The sequence below is a fragment of the Geodermatophilus amargosae genome (genome assembly GCF_041028265.1).
GTDB classification, from domain to species: domain Bacteria; phylum Actinomycetota; class Actinomycetes; order Mycobacteriales; family Geodermatophilaceae; genus Geodermatophilus; species Geodermatophilus amargosae_A.
Window position 1 is genome coordinate 77,563 of sequence record NZ_JABGCW010000020.1, and the last position, 21,985, is coordinate 99,547.

Sequence of the window (21,985 nt, forward strand, 5' to 3'; positions counted from 1 at the left end):
CGACCTCCGAGCCCCTGACCGCGATGGAGTCCCCATGAGCGCCACCATCACGACCGTCCCCACCAGCGACGTCGACCCGTTCTCCCACGAGGTGCTCGAGGACCCGCTGCCGATGCACGCCGCGCTGCGCGAGGCCGGCCCGGTGGTGCACCTGTCCCGGTACGACGTCTTCGCCATGGCGCGGTACGCGGAGGTGCACGCGGCGCTGGTCGACTGGCAGGGCTTCCAGTCGGCGGCCGGCGTCGGCATGTCCAACTTCCGCTACGAGGAGCCGTGGCGGCCGCCGAGCCTGCTGCTCGAGGCCGACCCGCCGCGGCACGACGCACCCCGCCGGGTGCTGCAGAAGGTGCTCGGGCCCCGCGCGCTGCGGAAGCTGCACGAGGCCTGGCGGGCCGACGCCGAGGCGCTGGTGGACGAGGTGCTCACCGCGGGCACCGAGTTCGACGCCGTCCCCGTGCTGACCTCGGCCTTCCCGCTGCGGGTCTTCCCCGACGCGGTGGGCATCGGACCGGAGGGGCGGGAGAACCTGCTGCCCTACGGCGACCACGCGTTCAACGCCTTCGGCCCGTCCAACGACCTGGTGGCCAAGGGCACACCGCGGGTGGCCGAGCTGTCGGGCTGGGTGGCCGCGCAGTGCCGGCGGGAGGCGCTGGCGCCCGAGGGGTTCGGCGCCGACATCTGGGCGGCCAGCGACCGCGGGGACATCACGCCGGAGATGGCGCCGCTCGTCGTCCGCTCACTGCTGACCGCCGGCGTCGACACCACCGTGCACGGGCTGTCCGCCGTCCTCTACGCGTTCGCCACCCACCCCGACCAGTGGGCACGGCTGCGCCGGGACCCGTCCCTGTCCCGCGTCGCCTTCGACGAGGCGGTGCGCTGGGAGTCGCCGGTGCAGACGTTCTTCCGCGCCGCCACCACCGACGTCCGGATCGGCGACGCGGTCGTCCCCGAGGGCCGCAAGATCCTCATGTTCCTGGCCGCGGCCAACCGCGACCCGCGGCGCTGGGCCGCCCCCGACGCCTTCGACCTCTCCCGCGACCCGTCCGGGCACGTCGGGTTCGGCATGGGCATCCACCAGTGCGTCGGCCAGCACGTGGCGCGGCTGGAGGCCGAGTCGATGCTCGCCGCGCTGGCCCACCGGGTGCGGACGATCGAGCTCGCCGGCCCTCCGGTGCGGCACCACAACAACACCCTGCGCGCGTGGGAGAGCATCCCGGTCCGGATGACGCCGGCCTGAGCCCCGGGGACCGCTCGCGCGCGGTCGTGTCGTGTGCACCCCCTCCCCGGGGGTAGGGGTCAGGGGACCGGAACGCCGAGCAGAGGAGTCCGCCATGACCGTCCCCGACACCACCACCCGCGACGCCGCGACGGGCCCGCGCGACATCAAGTCCCACGAGACGACCAGCTTCGCCGACCTCGGCAAGGAGATGTGGTCCTACCTCACCGGCAAGGGCGCGGCGATCAACTACGAGTTCGTCGACATGACCGTCGAGGTGCCGCGCGAGACCGGGCCGGAGGCGCCGCGCGCCACCTGGAAGCTCAACGGCACCCTGCGGATCACCACCGCCGAGAACGCCAGCCGGGGATGACCCCGGGAGGCGGCCGTCCCCCGGAGCACGCCCTCGACGTCACCGCCGACCTCTCCGTCGAGGTCGACGGCGTCCCCGTGCGCGTGCAGGCGTCCGGCGCGGAGATCGAGGTGACCTCCCCGGACGTCCGGCGGCTGTTCGCCGCGGTCCGCGTGGCCGGCGGGGCGGCGACCCAGGCCGCCCCCGGCCGCGCGGAACTGGCGCGGGTGGCCGACACGCTGGCCGCCCACGGCCTGACCGCACGGCTCGACGGGCCGTCGGGGCGGGTGCTCAGCCTCGGGGCCGACGTCGACTCGGCGGCCGGCTCGGCGCTGCTCGGCACCCGCCGCGCGCGGCTGCACCCGGCGGGTGCCCTGCGCAGCAGCGGTCCCGCCCCGGTGGCCGCCGCGCTCCTGCTGGTGGCGCTGGCCGTCCTGGCCGGCCGCCGCCGGCGCTGAGCGACGGCACCCCCCGCACGCACCGGCCGCCGCCCCTCCCGGGGACGGCGGCCGGTGCGCGTCTCAGGCGGTGCGTGTCTCAGGCGGTGCGGGCGCCGGCCCAGAGGTCGATGCCGGCGTCGACGGCGTGCCCGTCGATGCGGGCGAGCTCCTCGTCGGAGAAGTCGAGCCGGTCGAGCGCGCCGACGTTCTGCTCGAGCTGCGTCACGCTGCTGGCGCCGATGAGCACGCTGGTCACCCGCTCGTCGCGCAGCGCCCACGCCAGCGCCATCTGCGCCAGCGACTGCCCGCGCTCGGCGGCCAGCTCGCCCAGCGCCCGCACGTGCGTGAGCGCCTCGTCGGTGAGCAGGTCGGGTGAGAGCGACTTGCCCTGACTGGCCCGCGACCCCTCGGGGATCCCCCCGAGGTACTTGTCGGTGAGCATCCCCTGGGCCAGCGGGGAGAAGGCGATGCACCCGGCGCCGACGTCGGCGAGGGTGTCGAGCAGGCCCTCGGTCTCGATCCAGCGGTTGAGCATCGAGTAGCTCGGCTGGTGGATCAGCAACGGCGTGCCGAGGTCGGCCAGGATCGCCGCGGCCTTCGCGGTGTCCTGCGGCGAGTACGACGAGATGCCGGCGTACAGCGCCCGGCCCGACCGGACGGCGGTGTCCAGCGCCCCCATCGTCTCCTCGAGCGGCGTCGTCGGGTCGGGCCGGTGGGAGTAGAAGACGTCGACGTACTCCACGCCCATCCGCGCCAGCGACTGGTCCAGGCTGGCCAGCACGTACTTCCGCGACCCGCCGCCCTGGCCGTAGGGGCCCGGCCACATGTCCCAGCCCGCCTTGGTGGAGAGGACCAACTCGTCGCGGTACGGGCGGAAGTCGTCGCGCAGGTGCCGGCCGAAGTTGGTCTCCGCGCTGCCGTAGGGCGGGCCGTAGTTGTTGGCGAGGTCGAAGTGGGTGATCCCCAGGTCGAAGGCCCGCCGGAGGATGGCGCGCTGTCGGTCCAGCGGGACGTCGTCGCCGAAGTTGTGCCACAGCCCGAGGCTGACCGCCGGGAGGTCCAGCCCGCTGCGGCCGGTCCGGCGGTAGGTCATCGAGTCGTAGCGGTTCTCGGCGGCGGCGTACGTCATGGGTGCGATCCTGCCGGGACGCTCAGGCCGCTGCCCGGTCGCCGCCGGACAGGTGGGCCGCGAGGACCTGCTCCGCCGTCGTCCAGGAGCGCGGGCCGTAGCGGTCGTTGGCGAGCAGGTGCAGCTTGGCGTCGCCGCTGAACATGCTGTGGAGGTACTGCATGCCCTGCCAGGCCGGGTAGAGCTCCGCCGGCGCGGGGGCGATGCGCCGGCCGATGCCGGCCATGGCCCGCAGGAGCGGCACCCCGCCGGCGTAGAGGAGGCGGAACCGGCGCCCGGTGAGCCGGGTCATCGTCTCCGCCAGGTCCCGCGAGGACACCGAGTCGCCGGCGATCTGGAGGAACCGCGGTGCGGCCGCGTCCAGGACCGCGTCGGCCGTGTAGCCGGCGACGTCGTCCTTGGTGGTGAAGTCCAGCGGCTGGTCGGCGTCGCCCCAGTAGAGGACCCGCCCGCGGTCGACGAGCACCAGGGGCGCCTGGCCGGTGAGCATGTCGGTGAACGCGCCGTTCAGCACCGAGGTCGCCCGGATCGGCGCGGCGTCCAGCCGGAGCATGAACTCCCGCCGCAGCTCCAGGTTGCGGTTGGTGCCCGGCGGAAGGGTGCGGTGGTCGGCGGAGAAGTCCGACGGCACGAACCGCGGCACCCCGGCCGCGACGGCGGCGTCGAGCAGCCGGGACTGCGCGTCGACGACCACCGGCCGCAGCCCGCTGACGGCCGAGACGACGACGTCGGCACCGGCGCACGCCTCCTGCAGCGCCGCCGCGTCGGCGTAGTCGGCCGCCACCACCGTCGCGCCGAGGCTCCGGACCCGTGCGGCCGCCGCGGGGTCCGAGCCGGGACGGGTGAGTGCCCGGACGGCGGCACCGCGGTCGAGCAGTCCCCGGGCCACCCGGCCGCCCAGGTCCCCGGTGGCGCCGGCGAGCAGGACGGTGGTCAGGGCGGAGGTGGGGGGCACCGGCCCCACGGTAGGTCGGTGCGGGAGCCCCCGCGCGGAGCGGCCGGGACGCTGACCCATGCTGGGCCGGTACGGAACCGGTCAGGGCAGGAGTGCAGATGGGCGTGGTCGTGGTGACCGGGGCGAGCTCCGGGCCGGGCGCGGAGACTAGCGTCCGGAGCGTGACCGGGGGTCCCGACCGCTCCGGGCGGTCCGCGCATCGCGAGGAGGCGCACGGCGTGCCGCCTCCCGGCGGGCCGACCGACCTCGGTGGGCTCATGGAGCAGGTCGCCCGCACGCTGCAGGCCGAGCACGGCGACGTCTCGGCGACGCTCGAGGCGATCACGGACGCGGCGGTGCGCTCGGTCCCCGGGGCCGACGACTGCGGCATCACGCTGGTCCTCGGCCGTCGGCGGGTGGAGTCCCGGGCGCCGACCGGCGACCTCCCGCGCGAGGTCGACCGGCTGCAGGAGCGGGTCGGCGAGGGCCCGTGCCTGGACGCGGTCTACTCCGCGCGGACGGTCCGCATCGACGACGTCTCCCGCGAGCGGCGGTGGCCGCGGTTCGCCGGCGAGGCCGCCGCGCTGGGCGTCGGCAGCATGCTGTGCTTCCGGCTGTTCGTCACCGGGTCCGACCTCGGCGCGCTCAACCTCTACGCCCGGGGGACCTCCGCGTTCGGCGAGGAGTCCGAGAGCATCGGCCTGGTCTTCGCCGGCCACGCCTCGGTCGCGCTGGCCGGCGCGCAGCACGAGGACCGGCTGCGGACCGCCATCGCCAGCCGGGACCTCATCGGCCAGGCCAAGGGCATCCTCATGGAGCGTCACCGGCTCACCGCCGACCAGGCCTTCGCCGTGCTGGTCCGGGCCTCCTCGTACACCAACCGCAAGCTCGCCGACCTCGCCGAGGAGCTGTCCACCACCGGCGTCCTGGCCGCGCCGGTCACCGCTCCGAGGGCCACCGCTCCGAGGGCCACCGCTCCGAGGGCCACCGTTCCGACGGCGCCGGACGGCACCGGCGGCTGACCCGCGCCGCCCGGGTCGGCGGGCCGGGACGGGCAGGCCCGCCGCGGAGGCGACGACGTGGTCGACCAGCCCGTACGCGCGGGCCTCCTCCGGGGGAGCCCGGCGGCCACCGAGCCGCCCGGTGAGTCGACGTGGAGGGAGATGTCGCGGCGCGGGTCGTCGGCGGCCAGCAGCAGCGTGCGCGCGCAGAGCTGGTCGGCGACCTCGTCGTCGACCTCGCTGCCCAGGACGATGCGCTCGCGCAGCAGCCGGTCGGAGACGGCGTCCTGCAGCCCGGCGCTGCCGCCCGCCTCTCGCAGGGTCGGGACGGGCACGGGGACCTCCGGGACGGCTCGGGGACGGAGCACCCGCAGTCGATCGGAGAAGTCGTCCGGAAGGGCACGGTTTCGCCCTTCGCGCAGTTCTCGTGCTGTCGGCGGAATGGCGTCGACGCCCTCAGTCCCCGGCCACCGCGGCGCCCACCTCGCGCGAGGACGACGTCGTCGCTCACGAGCCGGTCGTGTTCGGCGGGGAGCAGCACGTACGCCTCGCGGTAGGTGGACCGCGGCGCGAGGCCGTGGTCGGGCACCTCGACCCGGACGCCGGCGTCGGCGAGCCGCCCGACCAGCGTCCAGTGCTGCGGTGCCATCCCGGCGACGTAGGCGCCGCCGTGCAGGTGGACCGCGACCCGTCCGGTCCCCCTCCGCGGGGGGCCACCGTGTGCACGGCGACGCGGTCGACCTACCGGGTGCGGACGTCGTGCCGCCGTCGCAGGGCATCCGGCAGGGGCGCGGGTCGCCCGGGGTCGGCCATCCGCTGCCGGGCACGCTCGGCGGTGGTCCTGCGCGGCTTGGCGGTCAGCCGCAGGAAGCCGGCGACCGCGTGCACGCGCAGGCTCATGCCGTCGTCCGCAGCAGCTGCTCGAACGCGGTGGCCGGGCGGCCGGTCAGGTCCTCGACGGCGGTGCTCACGTCCGCCATCTCGCCGGCGGCGATGGCGGTGTACGTGGACACCCAGGCCTCGACCTGCCAGTCCGGGGCGCCGTAGGAGGCGCGGGACGCGAACGCCTCCTCCACCGTCTCCGGGGAGTAGCGCACCGGCCGGCCGGTGACGGCGGCGATCGTGCCGGCGACCTCGGTGAGGGTCAGCGCGTGCGGGCCGGTGAGGTCGTGGGTGCGCCCCGCGTGCGGAGCGGGGTCGCGGAGGACGGCGACCGCCGCGTCGGCGACGTCGTCCTGGGCGACCGCCGCCACCCGGCCGTCGCCCGCGGGGCCGCGGATGACGCCGTCCTCCCCCACCAGGCCGGGGAGGAAGTCGGCGTAGAGGGAGTCGCGCAGGAACGTGTGCAGCAGGCCGCGGGCGCGGACGTGCTCCTCGGTGGCCCAGTGGTCGCGGGCGAGCGTGAAGGTGGCGTCCGGCGCCGCGCCCTGGAAGGAGAGGTAGACGAGGTGCTGCACGCCCGCGGCCGCGGCGGCGTCGACGAAGGCCCGGTGCTGGTCCGCCCGGTCGGCCGACTCCGACGCCGACACCATGAAGACGGTGTGCACGCCCTCCAGCGCCCGGCGGACGGCGTCCCCGTCGGCGTAGGGCGCGACGGCGACGGTCGCGCCGGGCAGCCGCGGCGCGCGGGACGGGTCGCGGAGCAGCAGCCGCTGCGGGATGCCGGCCGCGGCGAGCCGGCGGGCGACGCGGCCGCCGACCTGACCGGTGGCGCCGGTGACGGCGACGGGGACCTGCTCCAACGGGACTCCTCGGATCGGCTGCGGGCTCGCGCCGGATCCTCCCTCCGCCGGTTGGGCCCGGCGCGGGCGGGACGACGCTCCCGGCACGGTGGGGGCCGCCGCCCGGACCGCGAACGGCCGGTGCCCCGGCCCCGCGGAGTGCGGGACCGGGGCACCGGCCGTTCGTGCCCGCTCGGGTCAGCTGCAGCCGCTGGTGGAGCCGCAGCCTTCGCAGACGTAGCAGCTGCCGGCCGGGCGCATCTTCGTGCCGCAGGTCATGCACAGCGGCGCGTCGGTGGCGGTCCCGGTGACCAGCTCGAGCAGCTCGGCCGAGGAGTGGGCCTCCTTGACCGACTTCGGGCCCTCGGGGGTGACCTTCTCCTGTGTCACGCTCCTGGTCTCGGTCTCGGTCGGCACCGAGCCGCGCAGCGCCTCGACGTCGACCTCCTCCGCCTCGACGACCTCCGCGGTCGAGGCCGACCCGTAGCTGCCCGCCACCTGGGCGGCCCGCTCCTCGGCGCTGAAGATGCCGAGGGTGGCGCGGGTGTCGACCGGCAGGTGGTCGAGGGCCAGGCGACGGAAGATGTAGTCCATCACCGACTGGGCGATCCGGATGTCCGGGTCGTCGGTCATGCCGGCCGGCTCGAAGCGCATGTTGGTGAACTTCTGGATGTAGGTCTCCAGCGGCACACCGTGCTGCAGTGCGATCGAGATGCCGATCGAGAAGGCGTCCATGACACCGGCCAGGGTCGACCCCTGCTTGCCGAGCTTGAGGAACACCTCGCCGAGGCTGCCGTCCTCGTACATCCCGGCGGTCATGTAGCCCTCGGCACCGGCGACGCTGAACGACGTCGTCATGCTCTGCCGCTTCTTGGGCAGCCGGCGGCGCACCGGGTGCGACGTCGTGGTGACCGGCGCCGGCGCCTCGACCTTCGCGTCGGCCTTCTTGGCGGCGTTCTTCGAGGAGTGGGCGTCGGACAGCGGCTGGCCGACCTTGCAGTTGTCGCGGTAGATCGCCAGCGCCTTGAGGCCGAGCTTCCAGCCCTGGAAGTAGATGTTCTCGACGTCCTCGACGGTCGCCGTCTCCGGCATGTTGACCGTCTTGCTGATCGCGCCGGAGATGAACGGCTGCACCGCGGCCATCATGCGCACGTGGCCCATCGGGGAGATGGCCCGCTCGCCCATGGCGCAGTCGAACACCTCGTAGTGCTCCGGGCGCAGGCTCGGCGCGTCGACGACGTGGCCGTGCTCGGCGATGAACTCGACGATCGCCTCGACCTGCTCGTCCTGGTAGCCCAGGCTCTTCAGCGCCCGCGGGACCGTCTGGTTGACGATCTGCATGGACCCGCCGCCGACCAGCTTCTTGTACTTGACCAGCGAGAAGTCCGGCTCGATGCCGGTCGTGTCGCAGTCCATCATGAAGCCGATGGTCCCGGTGGGGGCCAGCACGGAGGCCTGGGCGTTGCGCCAGCCGACCTCGCCGCCGATCTCCAGGCACTCCTGCCACTGGGCGGTGGCGGCACGCAGCACGTCGGCGTCGTCGGCCCCGACCGGGCGGATGGCGTCGTTGGCCGCGGCGTGCTTGCGCATGACGCGGGCGTGCGCGTCGGCGTTGCGGGCGTAGCCGTCGTAGGCGCCGACGATGCCGGCCAGCTCGGCCGAGCGGCGGTAGGCGGTGCCGGTCATCAGCGAGGTGATGGCGGCGGCCAGCGTCTGGCCGCCGCGCGAGTCGTAGGCGTGGCCGGTGGCCATCAGCAGGGCGCCGAGGTTGGCGTAGCCGATGCCCAGCTGCCGGTAGGCGCGGGTGGTCTCCCCGATCGGCTCGGTCGGGAAGTCGGCGAAGCAGATGGAGATGTCCATCGCGGTGATGACCACCTCGACGGCCTTGACGAAGGTCTTGGCGTCGAAGGTGCCGTCGTCCTTGAGGAACTTCATGAGGTTCAGGGACGCCAGGTTGCACGAGCTGTTGTCCAGGCTCATGTACTCCGAGCAGGGGTTGGACGCGTTGATCCGGCCCGTCTCGGGGTTGGTGTGCCAGTCGTTGATCGTGTCGTCGTACTGGATGCCGGGGTCGGCGCACTCCCACGCGGCCGTGGTGACCTTGCGGAACAGCTCCTTGGCGTCGACCGTCCCGATCACCGAGCCGTCCATGCGGCCGCGCAGGCCGAAGGCGGTGCCGTCCTCGACCGCGCGCATGAACTCGTCGGAGACGCGGACGGAGTTGTTGGCGTTCTGGTACTGGACGCTGGTGATGTCCTTGCCGCCGAGGTCCATGTCGTACCCGGCGTCGCGCAGCGCGCGGATCTTGTCCTCCTCGCGCGCCTTGGTCTCGATGAACTCCTCGATGTCGGGGTGGTCGATGTCGAGGACGACCATCTTGGCCGCGCGGCGGGTGGCACCACCGGACTTGATGGTCCCGGCGGAGGCGTCGGCGCCCCGCATGAAGCTGACCGGGCCGGAGGCGGTGCCGCCGGAGGACAGCAGCTCCTTGGAGGAGCGGATGCGGGAGAGGTTCAGGCCGGCACCGGAGCCGCCCTTGAAGATCAGCCCCTCCTCCCGGTACCAGTTGAGGATCGAGTCCATCGTGTCGTCGACGGCGAGGATGAAGCAGGCGCTGACCTGCTGCGGCGCGCTCGTGCCGACGTTGAACCACACGGGGCTGTTGAAGCTGAACACCTGGTGCAGCAGCATCCAGGTCAGCTCGTGCTCGAAGACCTCGGCGTCGCCCTCGCTGGCGAAGTAGCCGTGCTCGCGGCCGGCGGCGCCGTAGGTGAGCACCACCCGGTCGATGAGCTGGCGCAGGCTGGTCTCCCGCTGCGGGGTGCCGACGGCGCCGCGGAAGTACTTCGTGGTGACGATGTTGGTGGCGTTGATGCTCCACTCGGCGGGGAACTCGACGCCGCGCTGCTCGAAGTTGATCGAGCCGTCACGCCAGTTGGTCATGACGACGTCGCGGCGCTCCCACGTCACCTCGTCGTACGGGTGGACGCCAGGGGTGGTGTAGACGCGCTTGACCTTCAGGCCCTTCCCCCTGGTCGGCGCCTTGGCGGCCCGACGCGTGCGGCCTGCCGGGCGGTCCTCGATCTCGGTCACGAGCTCTCCCTCGGTGAGTGGTCCAGGCGGCTGGGGAAGAGAGCCGACCTGTTTCTAGCGGGCGGTACCGACGTTCTCTGGCGGTGCGAACGGTGGTGCGAACGGTGGTCCAGGCGGTGGTGCTGGGGCCGGCGACGCTGCCGGCGGGCTGGGGACGGCGGTCAGCCGTCGCGGGCGGGTGAGGGGGTGCGGGCCGGTCCCCGGCGGCGCGGCGCCGGCGGCTCGATCTGCATGCCCGGCAGGGGCGGGGTGCCGCCGCGGTGGTGGCGCGCCCGCAGCTCGGTGATCTCCTTCTCGAAGTCCTCGACCGAGCTGAAGGCGCGGTAGACGCTGGCGAAGCGGAGGTAGGCCACCTCGTCGAGCTCCCGGAGCGGCTGCAGGATGGCCAGCCCCACCTCGTTGCTGGGCACCTCGGCCACGCCGCTGGCGCGGACGGCGTCCTCCACCTGCTGGGCGAGCTGCTGGAGCTGGTCCTCGTCGACCGGGCGGCCCTGGCAGGCCCGCCGCACCCCGGCGACGACCTTGGCGCGGTTGAACGGCTCGCTCACCCCGCTGCGCTTGACGACGGCGAGCACCGCCTCCTCCACGGTGGTGAACCGGCGACCGCAGGCCGGGCACGAACGGCGACGACGGGTGGTGGCCCCCTCGTCGGCCTCGCGCGAGTCGATCACCCGGCTGTCGGGGTTGTGGCAGAACGGGCAGCGCACTGCGGTTCACCTCCTCCGTGGATCCCTCGTCCGGCCGGCGCCACGGGGCCGCCGGCCGGTGCCGGCGGGCCGCTCCGGGCCGCCCGTCGGCGTTCGTCCTGTGGACCTCTCTGGGGACATCCGGTGGACACCCCGTGGAGGGCCTGAGGACGACCTGTGGAGGACTTCCACCGGTGCAACTACTAGATGTAGGGGGACAGTAGGCCGCGCTCCACTACATCTGCAAGACGGGGACCCGCGTGTCGATTCCGCCGAGATGCGCTCGTGACCCGTTGGTGACCAGGCGCGACCACGTTCCCCACCCGTCACACGACACGCCGGTCGGGACCGCGTGTCGGCGCGCGACGGCGGTCGCGCGGGTGTATCCGCCGGACGCCTCAGGCCAGCCGCGGACGCCGGGCAGCGACCCGCCGCCCGGACGAGGACGTGCCGGCCCGGCGGAGCAGACGCCGGGTCCGGACGAGGAGCCAGGCCGAGATGGGCCGACGGACGGGAGGCAACGGCGTCCGGGGAGCCGGCGAGCGGCGACGGGCCGGGCGGGTGCCCGGCGCCGGGTCAGGCCGGAGGACGGACCGCGGGCCGGCCGCCGCGCGCGTTCGGGACGAGGTCGCCGAGCCGGATCGGCCGGGTGAGCAGGTCCGGCTCGGCGGTGGCGGTGGCGGTGGCGGTGGCGGAGACGGAGGCGCCGGGAGCCATGCCGACGGTCGGGTCGGCGGTCGGGCCGGCGGTCGGGCCGGTGGGGACGGCGACGGCCGGGGCGGCGCAGGTCACGGCCGGCATCTCGGCGGTCGCCGCCCGGTGCCGACCGGATCCGGCAGGCGCGCGGTGCCGCCCCGCCACGGCCGCGCTGACCGCGGGCTGCTCGGCGGTGACGTCGCCACCGTGCCGGCGGAAGGGACGGCGGGCGGCGCGAGCCCCCGGCGCGACGACGGGATGACCGACCGCGGACACACCCACCGTCCCCGGGACGCCTCCGGACGCCTCACCCGTCGCCGGAGCCAGGGACAGGTGCCGCTCGGGCAGCCGCACGGCGGCGAGGTCCGTCCAGGTCTCCCGGCCCCGCGAGTCGCGCAGCAGGACCAGCGCCTGGCAGCCGCCGGTCTCGTCGACCCGCCAGCCGAGCATGACGCCCGGCCCCCAGGTGCCGTCCACGGAGACCTCGACGTCCTGCGGGGACCGGAAGGACACCGCTGCACTGCTGTTCACGGCTGCTGACACGCTCCTGACCGTAAGTGCCCCGGCGACCCCGGCCGGTGAACGACAAGGCCCGGATGGTTGACGAACTCACCGATGCGGTCTCGTCACTTCTCAGGGATGACGACCCGGAGCGGGACGCCTACGGCAGGCGGAGGACCTGCCCGGCGACCAGCGCGGATCCCTCGAGGTCGTTGAGCTCCTGGATCGCGTCGACCACGGCCCGCACGTCCTGCCCGGGGCCGGCGACCTCCCCGGCGATCGACCAGACGGTGTCGCCCTGCTCGACGACGACGCTGCTCTCCCCCGCGAGGTGCAGCCCCGGGTCGGGCGCGAGGAACTCCCGCCCCAGGGCCGCGCCGCCCACGCCCGCCGCCAGCACCAGCGCGACCACGAGGCGGCGTCCGCGGCGGGTCAGCCGCACCGGCGCGGGCGCCGGGGCGCGGCGGACACCCCCGCGGACCGGGCCCGAGCGCACCGGCCGGCCGCCGGGACGGGCCGGGTCCCGGCGGGCGCGGGGCGCCTCCGCCGGCGGGCCCGCGGTCCGCACCGCCTCCGGAGCCGGCAGGTCGGGGACCGGCCGCAGGTGACCGGTGACCCGCAGGCCCGAGCCGGGCAGCGCCGTCCGGGAGGCTCCCCGCGCCGGCCGGCCGGCCGGCCGCGCGTCGCCGGTGGCGCCGTCGAGCAGGGGCCGCCACGGGACCCGGACCGCCGCGTCGAAGTCCAGCACTGCCTGCCGCACGCCGCCCATGACCACTCCTCCTCGACCGACCCACCGTTTCGAACACCCGTTCGACTTCGAACGGATGTGCGGATGTCTACCGCAACTCGACGACGGGATCGAGTCGGCACGGCGTGTCCTTCGAACACACGTTTGAACCCGCGCGGTCCACGCGCTACGGTCCGTACGGGCGCACCGCCCGCCGACCGGTCCGCAGGGCCGGGCGGTCGACGGACGGGCCGCGGCACGCGGCCGGCGAGGAGGAGACGTGGCGGGCACGAGCGGGACCGGCCAGGGCACGCGTGACGGCGGGACGGCGACGCGCCGGCCGGCGGACGGCGTGGACGGCGCGGGCGCGGTCCGCACCTTCCCCGACCGCGGCGAGGCCGGCGACGGCCTGACCCAGCGGCAGCGCCGGGTCCTCGAGGTCATCCGCGACTCGATCGAGCGGCGCGGTTACCCACCCTCGGTGCGCGAGATCGGCGAGGCGGTCGGCCTGTCGTCGGCGTCCTCGGTGGCCCACCAGCTCTCGGTGCTGCAGAAGAAGGGCTGGCTGCGGCGCGATCCCAACCGGCCGCGCGCCCTCGACGTCCGGCTCCCCGGGGACGCCACGGCCGACACCGCGCCGGCGGCTCCCGCCGCCCCCGACGGCACCACCGCGCCCACCTACGTGCCGCTGGTGGGGCGCATCGCCGCCGGTGGGCCGGTGCTGGCCGAGCAGGCGGTCGAGGACGTGTTCCCGCTGCCTCGCGAGCTCGTCGGCGAGGGCACCCTGTTCATGCTGCGGGTGGCCGGTGACTCGATGGTCGACGCGGCCATCTGCGACGGCGACTGGGTGGTCGTGCGCCAGCAGCCCACCGCCGAGAACGGCGAGATCGTCGCCGCGATGCTCGACGGCGAGGCCACGGTGAAGACCTACAAGCGCCGGGACGGGCACGTCTGGCTGCTGCCGCACAACCCGGCCTACGAGCCCATCCCCGGCGACGAGGCCACCGTCCTCGGCCGCGTCGTCACCGTCCTGCGGCGGGTCTGACCGCAGGTCCGCCCGCCGGCGCGTCGGTCAGGCGCCGGCGGGGGGACCGCCCGAGCGGCGTCGGCGCATCCGCCCGCCGATCCACACCAGCACGGTCGCCACGATCGCGGCGGCCACCCCGGCGGTCACGGGTGAGATCCCCGTGCCGTCGTCCCCCAGCAGCGCCGACAGCGACGGATCGGCCGCGGCGGCCCCGCTCGGGGGAGCCGGCGCCGTTGCCGCCGGGATGGGCACGAGGGTGACGTCCCCGGGCACCCCCTCCCCCGCCACGAGCAGTCCGCTGCCGTCGGCGGTGAAGGAGACCGCCTCGCCCTGCGGAGCGTCGGGCAGGGCGATCCGCACCGGCTCGGCGGCCAGCGCGGCCGGGACGTCGGAGCCGGCGAGCGGCCAGACGTAGGCGTCGGTGTAGGTGCGCAGCGCGATCCGGCTGCCGTCGCGCGCCACCGCCCCGCCGGTCACCAGCAGCTGCCCGGCCCGGCCCACCGGTCCGCCCGGCGTGCCGGTGAGGGTGAACGTCACCGTCCCGACGTCGGTCAGCGGCACCGTGCCGCCGTCGGCCAGGGGCGCGGCGGGCCGGTAGACGTGGCTGGCGCCGAGCACCTCCTTGGTGACCAGGTACGGGGTGCCGTCGGGGGCGAGCAGCAGCGCCTCGGCGTCGCGCGGCCCGTCGGGATAGGTCAGCCGGTACAGCGAGGTGCCGCCGTCGGGACGCAGTGCGATGAGCGCGACCGTGGCCCGGGTGGTGGCGTTGTCGCCGGTGTCGGCGAACCACACGGTGCCGTCGGGCCCGACGCCGAGGTCCTCGGGGTCGTAGGGGTCCAGCGCGGCGGTGGTCACGTCGACCACCTGGCACGCGCCGTCGAGCACGTGGACGGCGACCTGGTCCCCGCCGTCGACCATGGCCAGCATCCGGTCACCGACGTCCACGAGTCCGGACAGCTCGGTCAGCCGCGGATCGGTGATCTGGCAGCGCACGGACGGGGCGGCCGGCGCCTCGGCACGCGCAGGGACGACCGGCAGCAGCGCCAGACCCAGCCCGAGCAGGACCGCCGGTGCCCGGCGGGGGTGCGCGACGGCGCTACGCCGCGGGGCGGCCGGCTCGGGCACTCGCCCAGCGTGACATCACGAGTGCGTCGAGTGCGTGAACCACGCCCAGCAGCAGCACCCCGACGGCCGCGCCCACGACGGCGTCGGTGACCCAGTGGAAGTCCAGGGACACCATCGCGATCCCGGTCGCCGCCGGCCCGACGATGCTGAGCCACCACAGCGCGCGCTGCACCCCCGCACCGAGGCGGTACTCGACCGCCTGCCAGCGCGCCACGCCCCACATCAGCACGGCGTTGGCCACGTGCCCCGAGGGGTAGCTGGCGCCGTCGCGGTGGAAGAACGAGCCCGGGTACGCCGGTGCCGTGCGGCCGGTGCCGAACTTGAACGCGTAGACCACCACGGTGAGCAGCGCCAGCGCGGTGAGCACCCGCACCAGGGGCGCCACGGTCCGCCGCCGCACGCACAGCCAGCCGACCAGGGCGGTCAGCACGATGAGGATGGTGCCGCGGCCGCCGATCTGGGTGACCGCCCAGACCGGCCAGTAGGCGGGCGAGTTCCGCAGGTCCCAGGCGCTGACCACCTCGGAGACCTCGAGGTCGAGCCGCTCGAGCACCCCGCGGCTGAGCAGGTCGACGGTGATCCCGGCGGTGACCACGAGCGCCCCGAGCAGCAGCCACCACGACGGTCGTCCGGGCGTCACCACCGGCTCGGGCGGGACGTCGGCCTCCCCCGGCTCCCCGGACGGCGCGCCGGGACTGCGCCGCACAGCGGCGCTGCTCACACGGCCGCTGGTCACCCGGTCACGGTACCGGGCCGTGACCCGTCCGTGACCTCGGCGACCCCGGACGGCGAGCCGCCCGGGTACCCGGCTCGGAGCCGGGCACCCGGGCGGATGCGGAGTGCGTGGTGCGGGTGCGGGGCGGTCAGCCGACGGGGACGGCGAACCGCTCGAGCGCGGCGGCCAGGCCGCCGTCGACGCGGGCGCTGAGCCGGGTGCCGGCCGCCTCGTGCTGCTCGCTGAGGACCTCGCCGTCGCGGTGCACCCGCGCCACCAGGTCGCCGCGGTCGTAGGGCACGAGCACCTCGACCTCGACGTCCGGGTGCGGCAGCCGCGCGGCGACGATCTCCCGCAGCCGCTCGATGCCCTCACCGGTGCGGGCCGAGATCCACACCGCGCCGGGCAGGGCCCGGCGCAGGGTCAGCACGTCGTCCTCGGTCATGGCGTCGACCTTGTTGACGACGATCAGCTCGGGCACCGCCGCCGCGTCGATCTCGCGGAGCACGACGTGCACCGCGTCGATCTGGCCGAGCGGGTCGGCGTCCGAGCCGTCGACGACGTGCAGCAGCAGGTCGGCGCCGGCCACCTCCTCCAGCGTCGAGCGGAAGGCGTCGACCAGCTGGTGCGGCAGGTGCCGCACGAAGCCGACGGTGTCGGTGAGCGTGTACTCGCGGCCGTCGGGCGACTGGGCCCGGCGCACCGTCGGGTCGAGGGTGGCGAACAGCGCGTTCTCCACCAGCACGCCCGCGCCGGTCAGCCGGTTGAGCAGGCTGGACTTGCCGGCGTTGGTGTACCCGGCGATCGCCACGCTCGGGACGGCGTTGCGGTCGCGGCCCGAGCGCTGCGTGGCCCGCGCGGTCGCCATCCCGGCGATCTCGCGGCGCAGCTTGCTGACCCGTGACCGGATCCGCCGCCGGTCGGTCTCGATCTTGGTCTCACCCGGACCGCGGGTGCCGATGCCGCCACCGCCGGCGACGCGGCCACCGGCCTGCCGGGACAGCGACTCACCCCAGCCGCGCAGGCGCGGCAGCATGTACTGCATCTGGGCGAGCTCGACCTGGGCCTTGCCCTCCCGGCTGGTGGCGTGCTGGGCGAAGATGTCGAGGATCAGCGCGGTCCGGTCGACCACCTTGACCTTGAGGATCTTCTCCAGCGCGTTGAGCTGGCCCGGGGTCAGCTCGCCGTCGCAGATCACGGTGTCGGCACCGGTCGACGCGACGATGTCGCGGATCTCGGCGGCCTTGCCCGAGCCCACGTAGGTGCCGGCATCGGGCTTGTCGCGCCGCTGGCTCACCGCCTCGAGCACCTCGGAGCCGGCGGTCTCGGCCAGCGCGGCGAGCTCGGCCAGGGAGCGGTCGGCGTCGGCCTGGGTGCCCTCGGCCCACACGCCGACGAGGACGACGCGCTCGAGGCGCAGCTGCCGGTACTCGACCTCGCTGACGTCGGCGAGCTCGGTGGACAGCCCGGCCACGCGGCGCAGTGCCCCACGGGCCTCGAGGTCGTAGGAGCCGGTGCTGTCGTCGGTCTCGTCCCACTGGCCCGCCGGCGCGGGGCGTGGGGACTCCGGCGCGGGCGGCGGGGTCCCCCCCGCGCGCTCGGCCCGGTCCTGCGCAGCAGCGAGCACGGCGCGGTTCTGTGCGGTCGTCATCGGGTCCAGCGTGTCACGCACGCCGTCCGCGGTCACCTGGGTTGTCGTCTCTGCAGTCGTCATACGGCGGGTACAACACCGGAACGGGTCAGGTGCATCCCGCCGGGAGGCGGGTAGGGCTTGCGGGCAGCAGGGAACGACGCCCACCCCGAGGAGGCCCTCCGTGAGCACCAGCAGCGACGCCGGCACCGACGACCCCGGCCGCGACCCCGCCGGCCTCGAGGTCCCGCGCAACATCTTCGGCGGCGCCGACCAGGACACCGGGGCCGGTACGCCCCGCGGCACCGGCAACGTGGGCCCCGGCGACAAGCCCGAGGCGCCGACCGACGAGCCCGAGACCCGCGCCGACACCCCCGACAACCCCTGACCCGTCCGCGGTCGGGTGCCGGCACCCGACCGCGGTCAGAGCCCCGCCTCCACCATGTCGAGGGTGCGCTGCACGGCACGGTCCCGGCGGTCCGGGGGCAGCCGGCGCAGCGGGCCCTCGGTCAGGAGCACCGCGAGGCCGTGGACCGCCGCCCAGGCAGCGGTCGCGGCGTCCGGCCGGCGCGCCTCGCCGAGCACGCCGGCCGAGACCAGGTCGCCGATGCAGGACTCGAGCACGCCGAACGGATCGGCGTCCGGCAGGCGGCCGCGGTCGTGGCGGTTGGCCACCTGGAACAGGCCGGGCTCCTCGAGCACGTACTCCACGTAGGCCCGCCCCGAGGCGCGGAACCGGCGCCGCGCGTCCGTCGCGGCGTCCCGCGACGGCGGCACCTCGGAGATCCGCAGCGCCAGGCGCTCGACGAGCCGGCGTCGGGCGACGTCACCGACGGCCACCAACAGGTCCTCCAGCCCCTCCGGGAAGTGCCGGTACGCGGCGGAGGCGGACACGCCCAGGCCGGCAGCGAGGCGGTTGAGCCCCACCGCTGCCTCCCCACCCTCGCGTGCCGCGGCGACCCCCGCCTCGACGAGGGCGGCCTTCAGGTCGCCGTGGTGGTAGGTCGTCCGTGCGGCCACGGGGTCATCCTGCCATCGATGTTGACACTGTTCACCGCCCCTCCTATGTTGGTGCCGTTCACATGGGAGGTGTGCGGTGTTCGTGTCCTGGACGGCGCTGGAGCTGGCCACGCCCGCCGCGGTGTGCCCGTGGCGTCCCGTCGGCGCGACGTTCAGCCAGGCGGGGATCGCCGGCCCCGGCCGGGCCGAGCTGCCCGAGACGGTCGGCTCGTGGTGGTCGGTGCTCGGGACCTGGGAGGACCCAGGAGCAGCGCTCGCGGCCGCCCCGGCGCCCGGCGCGTCCGTGCGCGGCGCGTGGCACGTCGTCCTGGAGCCGGTGTCCTACCGGGGGGACGCGGTGCTGTCCGGCGGCGCGCGGCCCTTCGACCGGCTCCCGCACCGCGGCAAGGTCGCCGGCGCGGCGGCCGTGATCACGCTGGCCGGGCTGTCCGCCGACGCGGGACGCACCGGGGAGTTCCTCGAGCGCTTCGCCTCCCTGGGCCGCCAGGTCCGTGACGCGCCCGGCTCGCGCGCCGCTCTCGTCCAGGCCCCCGAGGACGGCGCCGTCCTCACCTTCTCCGCGTGGCGCACCCTCCGCGACGCCGTCACGTGGGCCTACCACCGGCCCGACCACGCCGCGACCGTCGCCCGCCAGGAGACGCACTCGATGCTCGACAGCACCGGCTTCCTGCGCTGCGCCGTCCTCGGCAGCACCGGGACCCTCGACGGCACCGACCCCCTGGCCGGCCTGACCGGCACCCCCGTCCACGCAGAGGAGATCCCGTGACCGGTCCCGAGCAACACGACTCCGTCGCCGCGTACGGCGCGGCCTGGCTGGCCACCGACGACCGCGAGCGCCTCGCCCTGCTGGAGCAGGCGTGGGCGTCCGACGGCGTCTACTGCGACCCGCTCACCCTCGTCGCCGGTCGCGAGGCGCTCGCCGCGCACATCGCGCAGACACAGGCGTCGCTCGCGGGCGGCCGCGTCGAGGTGACCAGCGCGCCTGCTCGCCACCACGACAGCGCGCTGTTCCACTGGCGGATCACCGACGCCGCCGGCGCCACGGTGCTCACCGGCCTCGACGTCGTCCAGGTCGACGACGCCGGCCGCATCCGCCGCCTGACGGGCTTCTTCGACGAGGCCCCCGCCACGGGGTGAGGGACGTCAGACCCCCAGCCACTCCCGGGTGAGCTCACCGGTCGCCACGACGACGGCGGGGCCGCGCAGCACCGTCGTCTCCGGGGACACGTCGACCGTCAGCCGGCCGCCGGGGACGTCGACGACGACGGTGCCGCGCTGCGGCTCCTCGGACCCGGCCGCCAGCGCCGCGTACGCCGTGGCGCAGGCGCCGGTGCCGCAGGAGCGGGTCTCGCCCACCCCGCGCTCGTGCACCCGGAGCCGCACGTGCGCGTCGGCGCCCTCGGTGCCGGCGGCGAGCACCCGCACGAACTCGACGTTGACGCCGTCGGGGAACAGCGCGGCGTCGAAGGCGGGCTGACGGGTGAGGTCGAGGGCGTCGAGGTCGGCGTCGGTGAGGCAGACCAGGTGGGGGTTGCCCATCGACACCGCCTGCCCGGCGAACGCCTGCCCGGCGACGGTGGCCTCCCCGCGGCCGAACGGCCGGGCCGGGCCCATGTCGACCCAGTAGGTGCCGTCGGAACCGGCGCCGACCCGGCGCGGCCCGCCGCGGGTGCCCACCAGCACGCCGTCGGCGCAGGCCGACCGGTCGAGCAGGCCCTCGGTGACCAGCACGTGCAGGAACAGCCGGATGCCGTTGCCGCACATCTCGGCGTGCGAGCCGTCGGCGTTGCGGTGGTCCATGAACCACTCGCAGGCGTCGAGGCTCTCGCCGAGGACGGCCGGCGCGTCGGGCACGTGCCGGCTGCGCACCAGGCGCAGGACGCCGTCGGCCCCGAGGCCGGAGCGGCGCTCGCACAGCCGCTGGACCAGGGCGGCGTCGAGGCGGTGCTCGGGCCAGCGGTCCCCGTCGGGGTCGGGGAGGACGACGAAGTCGTTCTCGGTGCCGTGCCCGAGGAGGAACCGGTCGCTCACCGCCCGATCGTACGGCCGGCGACCAGCGCCCCGACCGCGTCGGCGAGGTCGGGGCGGGCGGCATCGAACCAGGTCGTCGTCGCGTCGCGGCGGAACCAGGACCGCTGCCGGCGGACGAACCGGCGGGTGGTGCCCACCGTCCGCTCGCGCGCCTCGTCGGCCGTGAGCTCGCCGTCGAGCTGGGCGAGCACCTGCGCGTAGCCGAGCGCCCGGGAGGCCGTGGGGCCCTCGCGCAGGCCCTGCTCGACCAGCGCCTCGACCTCGGCGACGAACCCGGCGGCCCACATCCGGTCCACCCGCTCAGCCACCCGGGCGTCGAGCTCGGCCGGCTCCCGGTCCAGGCCGACGACCACCGCCGGGTAGTGCGGGCGCGGCTCGGGCAGCGTGGCGCGGAACGGGCGGCCGGTGATCTCGACGACCTCCAGCGCCCGCACGATCCGCCGGCCGTTGCCGGGGAGGACCGCCGCGGCGGCGTCCGGGTCGACGACGGCCAGCCGGGCGTGCAGCGCGGCGGGGCCGACGTCGTCCAGCTCGGCCTGCAGACGGGCGCGCACGGCGGGATCGGTGGCGGGGATGTCGAGGTCGTCGAGGACGGCGCGCACGTACAGCCCCGAGCCGCCGACCAGCAGGGGCAGCACGCCCGCTGCCCGCAGCCGGTCGATCTGCGCGCGCGCCGTCCGCGCGTACTCCGCCACCGACGCCGCCTGCCGCACGGGCCAGAGGTCGAGCAGGTGGTGCGGCACGCCCTGCCGCTCGGCGGCGTTGGGTTTGGCGGTGCCGATGTCCATGCCGCGGTAGAGCTGCATGGAGTCGGCGTTGACCACCTCGCCGCCCAGGCGCTGCGCCAGCGCGACCGCCAGGGCCGTCTTGCCGGTGGCGGTCGGCCCGACGATCGCGACGACGGGCGGGGCGAGGGCGGGCGGCGTCACCGCGCCGTCCAGCACGCCACGAGGTACCCGACGCCGAACGGCGCGTCGTCGAGCAGCAGGTCGCCGGCGACCTCGCGGCCGGCGAGGAGCGCCCCGACCGCCCGCCAGGCCGGGACACCGGCGGCCAGCAGCCGCGCCCCCTCGGCCGGGTCCAGCGCGGCGAGCGCGCCGGCGTCCCCGTGCGCGAGGGCGGCGGCCACGGCGGCGTCGAAGGGCCCGGCGGCGGGATCGAGGGCCCCGGGTGCCTTCTCGCTGCGGCGGGCCGAGCCGTCGCCCATGACGAGCAGGCCGGTCCGGCCGGGCAGCTCCGCGACGACGGCGGTGAGGTCCTCCGGCCCGGCGCCGACCCGTGCGCCGGCGTACCCGGCGCCGTCGAGCAGCCACGCGCCCACGGTCAGCGACAGCGGCAGCTGCCGGCCCCCGGGACGGACGGCGCCGTCCAGCGGCACCTCGAGGTCCACGCCGAAGCCGCGCAGGTCCCCGCCGTCGCCGGGGCCGTAGCGGCCGTCCGCGTCGGGGCCCACGAGCACCACGGCGTCGGGCCGCCCGGCGGCCAGCGCGCCGACCGCCGCCTCGCACGCAGCGAGCAGGGCGCCGGTGTCCGCGGCGGCCCCGCGGGCGACCTCGGGGAGCAGCAGCGGCGGGCACGGGCAGAAGGCGACCGGCACCGGTCCGGCGGGCGGGCTGCTCACCGCAGCAGTCTCGCGGATGCGGCGTGGGAGACTGCGGTGCGTGTCGAGCACGGAGAACCCCGGAGACGGGTCGCAGCAGGTCCCCCCGCCCGAGACGGCCGGTCCCGACGCGGTCACCCCGGAGGCAGGGACGCCCGCCGCGCCCACTCCCGGGGACGCGGCGCTGGCCGACCCGACGGCGGCCGCGAGCGCACCCGAGGCCGCACCGGAGGGTGCCGCACCGGAGTCCGTCGAGCCGGAGGGTGCCGAGACCGAGGCCCTTGCCGTCGCGCCCGAGGCCCCCACCCCCGAGGCCGCCACCCCCGAGGCCGCCACCCCCG

General features: G+C 75.7%; 23 protein-coding genes and 2 pseudogenes. 9 read left to right on the plus strand and 16 right to left on the minus strand.

The genetic code is table 11. The annotated features are described in order from the left end of the window. Positions 1 to 34: 34 nt before the first annotated feature. From HLV61_RS21255 to HLV61_RS21265, 3 genes are all read left to right on the plus strand, one after another. The gene (locus HLV61_RS21255) at positions 35 to 1,237 is read left to right on the plus strand and encodes a cytochrome P450 (protein ID WP_369259088.1); all 1,203 of its coding nucleotides are present in this window, start codon (positions 35 to 37) and stop codon (positions 1,235 to 1,237) included. 94 nt (positions 1,238 to 1,331) lie between these two features. Continuing rightward, a complete protein-coding gene (locus HLV61_RS21260) occupies positions 1,332 to 1,589 on the plus strand; it encodes a hypothetical protein (protein ID WP_369259090.1) in 258 nt (85 codons plus the stop codon). Next, the gene (locus tag HLV61_RS21265; RefSeq protein WP_369259092.1) at positions 1,586 to 2,026 is read left to right on the plus strand and encodes a hypothetical protein; all 441 of its coding nucleotides are present in this window, start codon (positions 1,586 to 1,588) and stop codon (positions 2,024 to 2,026) included. Before HLV61_RS21260 ends, HLV61_RS21265 begins: the two co-directional genes overlap by 4 nt. Before the next feature lie 79 nt (positions 2,027 to 2,105). Here the strand turns inward: HLV61_RS21265 and mgrA are convergent, their stop codons facing one another. Both mgrA and HLV61_RS21275 read right to left on the minus strand, forming a co-directional pair. Continuing rightward, a complete protein-coding gene (mgrA, locus tag HLV61_RS21270; RefSeq protein WP_369259094.1) occupies positions 2,106 to 3,137 on the minus strand; it encodes an L-glyceraldehyde 3-phosphate reductase in 1,032 nt (343 codons plus the stop codon). Positions 3,138 to 3,159: 22 nt separating this feature from the next. Beyond that, entirely contained in the window at positions 3,160 to 4,092 is a 933-nt protein-coding gene (locus HLV61_RS21275; RefSeq protein ID WP_369259096.1) for an NmrA family NAD(P)-binding protein, read from the minus strand. 161 nt (positions 4,093 to 4,253) lie between these two features. Here HLV61_RS21275 and HLV61_RS21280 point away from each other — a divergent pair, with 161 nt between their 5' ends. After that, positions 4,254 to 5,093, plus strand: a complete 840-nt coding sequence (locus HLV61_RS21280; RefSeq protein ID WP_369259098.1) for a GAF and ANTAR domain-containing protein — start codon at positions 4,254 to 4,256, stop codon at positions 5,091 to 5,093. A 107-nt stretch (positions 5,094 to 5,200) separates the two neighbouring features. On the opposite strand, the pseudogene HLV61_RS21285 reads toward HLV61_RS21280, so the two are convergent. From HLV61_RS21285 to HLV61_RS21315, 7 genes and pseudogenes are all read right to left on the minus strand, one after another. After that, positions 5,201 to 5,851, minus strand: a pseudogene (locus HLV61_RS21285) (ATP-dependent Clp protease proteolytic subunit); the annotation flags it as partial. Continuing rightward, positions 5,814 to 5,972, minus strand: a complete 159-nt coding sequence (locus HLV61_RS21290) for a hypothetical protein (protein ID WP_369259100.1) — start codon at positions 5,970 to 5,972, stop codon at positions 5,814 to 5,816. The pseudogene HLV61_RS21285 and the gene HLV61_RS21290, both read right to left, overlap by 38 nt. Further along, positions 5,969 to 6,814: an SDR family oxidoreductase gene (locus tag HLV61_RS21295; protein WP_369259102.1), complete on the minus strand. Its 846-nt coding sequence runs from the start codon at positions 6,812 to 6,814 to the stop codon at positions 5,969 to 5,971. The genes HLV61_RS21290 and HLV61_RS21295 overlap by 4 nt, the downstream gene beginning before the upstream one ends. 177 nt (positions 6,815 to 6,991) lie before the next feature. Then, positions 6,992 to 9,886, minus strand: coding sequence for a vitamin B12-dependent ribonucleotide reductase (locus HLV61_RS21300; protein ID WP_369259104.1), 2,895 nt, complete (start codon positions 9,884 to 9,886; stop codon positions 6,992 to 6,994). Between the two features lie 161 nt (positions 9,887 to 10,047). After that, positions 10,048 to 10,593 carry a transcriptional regulator NrdR gene (gene nrdR, locus HLV61_RS21305; RefSeq protein ID WP_369259105.1) on the minus strand — a complete coding sequence of 182 codons (546 nt, stop codon included), beginning with the start codon at positions 10,591 to 10,593 and terminating at the stop codon, positions 10,048 to 10,050. A gap of 555 nt (positions 10,594 to 11,148) precedes the next feature. Then, positions 11,149 to 11,811 (minus strand): hypothetical protein, encoded by a 663-nt coding sequence (locus HLV61_RS21310; RefSeq protein WP_369259107.1) that lies wholly within the window; start codon positions 11,809 to 11,811, stop codon positions 11,149 to 11,151. 118 nt (positions 11,812 to 11,929) lie between these two features. Further along, complete coding sequence (locus HLV61_RS21315; RefSeq protein ID WP_369259109.1) at positions 11,930 to 12,538, minus strand: LysM peptidoglycan-binding domain-containing protein; 609 nt, start codon at positions 12,536 to 12,538, stop codon at positions 11,930 to 11,932. A 238-nt stretch (positions 12,539 to 12,776) separates the two neighbouring features. Between HLV61_RS21315 and lexA the strand changes: the two genes are divergently transcribed. Continuing rightward, positions 12,777 to 13,541 carry a transcriptional repressor LexA gene (gene lexA, locus HLV61_RS21320; protein ID WP_369259111.1) on the plus strand — a complete coding sequence of 255 codons (765 nt, stop codon included), beginning with the start codon at positions 12,777 to 12,779 and terminating at the stop codon, positions 13,539 to 13,541. Between the two features lie 27 nt (positions 13,542 to 13,568). On the opposite strand, the gene HLV61_RS21325 is transcribed toward lexA, so the two are convergent. From HLV61_RS21325 to hflX, 3 genes are all read right to left on the minus strand, one after another. After that, complete coding sequence (locus tag HLV61_RS21325; protein ID WP_369259113.1) at positions 13,569 to 14,648, minus strand: hypothetical protein; 1,080 nt, start codon at positions 14,646 to 14,648, stop codon at positions 13,569 to 13,571. Further along, positions 14,620 to 15,384: a phosphatase PAP2 family protein gene (locus HLV61_RS21330; protein ID WP_369259115.1), complete on the minus strand. Its 765-nt coding sequence runs from the start codon at positions 15,382 to 15,384 to the stop codon at positions 14,620 to 14,622. The genes HLV61_RS21325 and HLV61_RS21330 overlap by 29 nt, the downstream gene beginning before the upstream one ends. 127 nt (positions 15,385 to 15,511) lie before the next feature. After that, positions 15,512 to 17,014, minus strand: a complete 1,503-nt coding sequence (hflX, locus tag HLV61_RS21335) for a GTPase HflX (protein ID WP_369259116.1) — start codon at positions 17,012 to 17,014, stop codon at positions 15,512 to 15,514. Positions 17,015 to 17,177: 163 nt separating this feature from the next. Here hflX and HLV61_RS21340 point away from each other — a divergent pair, with 163 nt between their 5' ends. Continuing rightward, positions 17,178 to 17,381, plus strand: a complete 204-nt coding sequence (locus HLV61_RS21340; RefSeq protein ID WP_369259118.1) for a hypothetical protein — start codon at positions 17,178 to 17,180, stop codon at positions 17,379 to 17,381. Between the two features lie 35 nt (positions 17,382 to 17,416). On the opposite strand, the gene HLV61_RS21345 is transcribed toward HLV61_RS21340, so the two are convergent. Next, a complete protein-coding gene (locus tag HLV61_RS21345) occupies positions 17,417 to 18,013 on the minus strand; it encodes a TetR/AcrR family transcriptional regulator (protein WP_369259120.1) in 597 nt (198 codons plus the stop codon). A 76-nt stretch (positions 18,014 to 18,089) separates the two neighbouring features. On the opposite strand from HLV61_RS21345, the gene HLV61_RS21350 reads away from it, so the two are divergent. Together HLV61_RS21350 and HLV61_RS21355 are read left to right on the plus strand one after the other, a co-directional pair. Beyond that, positions 18,090 to 18,779 carry a hypothetical protein gene (locus HLV61_RS21350; protein ID WP_369259122.1) on the plus strand — a complete coding sequence of 230 codons (690 nt, stop codon included), beginning with the start codon at positions 18,090 to 18,092 and terminating at the stop codon, positions 18,777 to 18,779. After that, positions 18,776 to 19,150, plus strand: coding sequence for a nuclear transport factor 2 family protein (locus tag HLV61_RS21355; protein WP_369259124.1), 375 nt, complete (start codon positions 18,776 to 18,778; stop codon positions 19,148 to 19,150). Before HLV61_RS21350 ends, HLV61_RS21355 begins: the two co-directional genes overlap by 4 nt. Before the next feature lie 6 nt (positions 19,151 to 19,156). On the opposite strand, the gene dapF is transcribed toward HLV61_RS21355, so the two are convergent. Genes dapF through HLV61_RS21370 form a run of 3 tightly spaced genes read right to left on the minus strand, consistent with a single transcriptional unit; the run spans position 19,157 to position 21,665 of the window. After that, positions 19,157 to 20,044, minus strand: coding sequence for a diaminopimelate epimerase (dapF, locus tag HLV61_RS21360; protein ID WP_369259126.1), 888 nt, complete (start codon positions 20,042 to 20,044; stop codon positions 19,157 to 19,159). After that, the gene (gene miaA, locus HLV61_RS21365; RefSeq protein WP_369259128.1) at positions 20,041 to 20,973 is read right to left on the minus strand and encodes a tRNA (adenosine(37)-N6)-dimethylallyltransferase MiaA; all 933 of its coding nucleotides are present in this window, start codon (positions 20,971 to 20,973) and stop codon (positions 20,041 to 20,043) included. Before miaA ends, dapF begins: the two co-directional genes overlap by 4 nt. Further along, the gene (locus HLV61_RS21370) at positions 20,970 to 21,665 is read right to left on the minus strand and encodes a hypothetical protein (RefSeq protein WP_369259130.1); all 696 of its coding nucleotides are present in this window, start codon (positions 21,663 to 21,665) and stop codon (positions 20,970 to 20,972) included. Before HLV61_RS21370 ends, miaA begins: the two co-directional genes overlap by 4 nt. A gap of 40 nt (positions 21,666 to 21,705) precedes the next feature. On the opposite strand from HLV61_RS21370, the pseudogene HLV61_RS21375 reads away from it, so the two are divergent. After that, positions 21,706 to 21,985 (plus strand): annotated as a pseudogene (locus tag HLV61_RS21375) (DUF349 domain-containing protein); the annotation flags it as partial.